The 3,010-nt window shown below is 55.9% G+C and carries 4 protein-coding genes; 2 read left to right on the top strand and 2 right to left on the bottom strand.

The features are described 5' to 3' along the window. Positions 1-46 precede the first annotated feature (46 nt). Together minD and minE are read left to right on the top strand one after the other, a co-directional pair. Positions 47-862, top strand: coding sequence for a septum site-determining protein MinD (gene minD, locus VKV29_RS12985; protein WP_324201738.1), 816 nt, complete (start codon positions 47-49; stop codon positions 860-862). Between the two features lie 25 nt (positions 863-887). Then, complete coding sequence (gene minE / locus VKV29_RS12980; protein WP_324201737.1) at positions 888-1,163, top strand: cell division topological specificity factor MinE; 276 nt, start codon at positions 888-890, stop codon at positions 1,161-1,163. A 4-nt stretch (positions 1,164-1,167) separates the two neighbouring features. Here minE and VKV29_RS12975 read toward each other — a convergent pair whose 3' ends face one another. Together VKV29_RS12975 and VKV29_RS12970 are read right to left on the bottom strand one after the other, a co-directional pair. Continuing rightward, positions 1,168-2,013: an MBL fold metallo-hydrolase gene (locus VKV29_RS12975; protein WP_324201736.1), complete on the bottom strand. Its 846-nt coding sequence runs from the start codon at positions 2,011-2,013 to the stop codon at positions 1,168-1,170. Between the two features lie 9 nt (positions 2,014-2,022). Continuing rightward, positions 2,023-2,985 carry a ribose-phosphate pyrophosphokinase gene (locus tag VKV29_RS12970; RefSeq protein WP_324201735.1) on the bottom strand — a complete coding sequence of 321 codons (963 nt, stop codon included), beginning with the start codon at positions 2,983-2,985 and terminating at the stop codon, positions 2,023-2,025. Between the last annotated feature and the right edge of the window lie 25 nt (positions 2,986-3,010).

Below are 3,010 nucleotides of genomic sequence, written 5' to 3'. Positions count from 1 at the left end.
ATGCATCTAATTGCTGCAAGATCACCCTTTTAGGAGAACGCCCTCCATGACATGCGAAGCACGGGTCATTGTCATCACCTCCGGCAAAGGCGGTGTTGGCAAAACCACCACCACGGCCAACATAGGCGTAGCCCTCGCCGCCCTCGGCGAAAAAGTGGCCTTGGTGGATGCGGATATCGGGCTGCGCAACCTCGATCTCGCCCTAGGCCTTGAAAACCGCATCGTTTACGATATTGTAGATGTGGTGGAAGGCCGTGCAAAACTGCGTCAAGCGCTCGTTCGCGATAAACGCCATCAAAATCTCGCACTGCTTCCTGCAGCCCAAACGCGCGATAAAAGCGCCGTAAGCCCTCGCCAAATGCAGCAGGTCATCACCGAACTGAAAGACGAGGGTTTTGGGTTCATTCTCATTGACTGTCCCGCCGGCATCGAACAGGGGTTTCGTAACGCCACGGCCGGCGCTACCGAGGCGATCGTGGTAACCAACCCTGAAATGGCTTCTGTACGCGACGCCGACCGCATCATCGGCCTGCTCGAAGCGCAAGAGCTGCGCGACCCCATGCTCGTTGTAAACCGCATTCGTGTGCAGATGGTGAAAAACCAGGAGATGCTCGGCGTGGAGGACGTGCAGGAGGTGCTCGGTAAATCGGTACGCCTTTTGGGCATCGTGCCCGACGACGAGAGCATTATCACCTCTACAAACCGCGGAGAGCCTGCCGTTCTCAGTGAAAATAGCCAGGCAGGGCGAGCTTTTCACAACATCGCACGTCGCCTTCGCGGCGAAGAGGTGCCTTTTTCAGAACTAGAAGAGAAAACCGGCCTTTTAGAGCGGCTGCGCAAGATGTTTGCCGGAAAGAGATAGACGTTCGGGAGCGAGGAGCGGAGCCATGACAATGAATATTCTAGAGAAACTGTTTGGGCGGGGAAGCAAATCGCCACGCAGCGTGGCTAAAGACCGCCTGCACCTAGTGCTGATGCACGATCGGGCTGCCATCTCCCCGGCCATCATGGACGAGATGCGTCGTGAGATACTTAAAGTTCTGTCGCGCTACATGGATATTGATGAGAGCGCATTGGAGATGAATGTGGAGCGCGAAAACAACACGGTCGCCCTCATTGCCAACGTTCCTATACGGCGCATCTACACCGAAAAGATAGACTAACCCTTCACGGCAGCGACACTCGCTCCCCAATAGGCCCTATCCAATACGGCACGCCAGGATATTTGGCCTCCAAAAATTGGGTGAATTTCGTCGGGTCCTCCTGGTTGCCCACGAACATATCGTAATGCGAAGGGACCACGAGTCGAGGGCGCAACTCGCCGGCAAGTTCCACAGCTTCTTGGTAAGTGAAATTGCCTATAATGCCGCGGCGATAGCGTTCGGCATCGCGTCCGTTAATAGGTAAAAACAGCACGTCGAACTGCGGCCACTGTTGTAGGGTCGAGAGCAAGCCCTCGTACATAATGGTATCGCCGGAATGGTAGAACCTTAAGCCGTTCGCTTCCACCACATAGCCCAGGTAGGGGAAGCCTACACCGGGCTTTTCGTCGAAGAACTCGTGCTTGCTTTTAATGGCCGTGATGCGCGCCCCTCGCTCCTCTAAAACTCCACCGGCATTGAGAGGTCTTAAACGTTCCTCGGGAATAAGCGCCTCCTGAAGCATTCTCTCGGTCTCGGTGGGGGGGCATACAAAAATCGCGTTAGGCGAGGCCTGTACCATGGCACGTAGGGTCTCAGGGCAAAGGTGGTCACCGTGGCCATGGGTTACCAACACAAAATCGGCATAACGCCCCTCTGCAGGGGTAAGCGGCGGTGGATTACACCGCGATTCCCAGGCGGCAAACCAGGGGTCAATGTAGAAAACGAGGGCATCCACCCGTACTACAAAGGTGTGTTGGCCTAACCACCAAAACGCACCCCGCTCTGTTGGGTCACAAGGCCGTGCGATGTCCTCAAGAAGTCTGGTATGTGTTTGGGCTGTAGCGACTCGCACTCTCGATTCGGGTCTCATGGCCGCCCTCTAGTGATGCCCATAGTTGATAAACAGCTCGCTTACCGAGCTATCTTCATGAATGCGACGAATGGCATCGGCGATGAGAGGCGCCACCGAAAGCACCTTGATCTTTGGAATGCGTTTATGCTCTGGAAGAGGCACCGTATCCGTGACCACCAAGGTTTCAAGGGGAGAGCATTGAATGCGCTCTACCGCCTTGCCCGACAACACGGCGTGCGTGCAACAGGCGTGAACGGCGGCCGCTCCCCGCTCCATCAGCGCTTCAGCTCCTTGTACAATGGTTCCGGCCGTGTCAATCATGTCGTCAATCATCACACAGGTTTTGCCCGCCACATCCCCGATGATCTCCATGATCTCCACTTTATTGGGTGCAGGGCGTCGTTTGGCAATAATGGCGATGGGGGTATTAAGATGTTCGGCCAGGGCACGCGCACGCGCCACACCACCTACATCGGGCGATACCACCACCGTGTTTCCATTGTAAAGCCCTTCAGAGCGCAGATATTCGGCGATAATGGGGCCGGCGTAGAGATGATCGACGGGCAGGTCGAAAAAACCTTGAATTTGGCCGGCATGTAGGTCTACACACAGCACCCTGCTGGCCCCCGCCGTCGTGATGAGGTTTGCCACCAAGCGCGCGGTTACCGGCTCGCGCGGGCGAACTTTCTTGTCTTGGCGCGCATAGCCGTAATAAGGCAACGCCACGGTGATCCTGCGGGCGGAGGCACGGCGAAACGCATCTATCATGATGAGCAGTTCCATGAGGTTATCGTTCACGGGAGCACATGTAGGCTGAATAATAAAGATATCTTGGCCGCGTGCGCTCTCCTCGATCTTCACCCCAATCTCACCATCGGAGAACTTACTGACCTGTATTGCACCAAGCTCGATGCCAAGCTCTCGAGCAATTTTTGCCGCCAACTCCGGGTTGGCGTTCCCTGTGAAAACGCGCAGGGTGTTGGTTTGCATCCGCTCTCTCCTTGCCATAGGGCCT

The organism is Chthonomonas sp., from assembly GCF_035294165.1.
GTDB lineage: Bacteria > Armatimonadota > Chthonomonadetes > Chthonomonadales > Chthonomonadaceae > Chthonomonas.
Note: the sequence above shows the minus strand (reverse complement) of the source record. Positions and strands in the feature narration are given on the sequence as shown.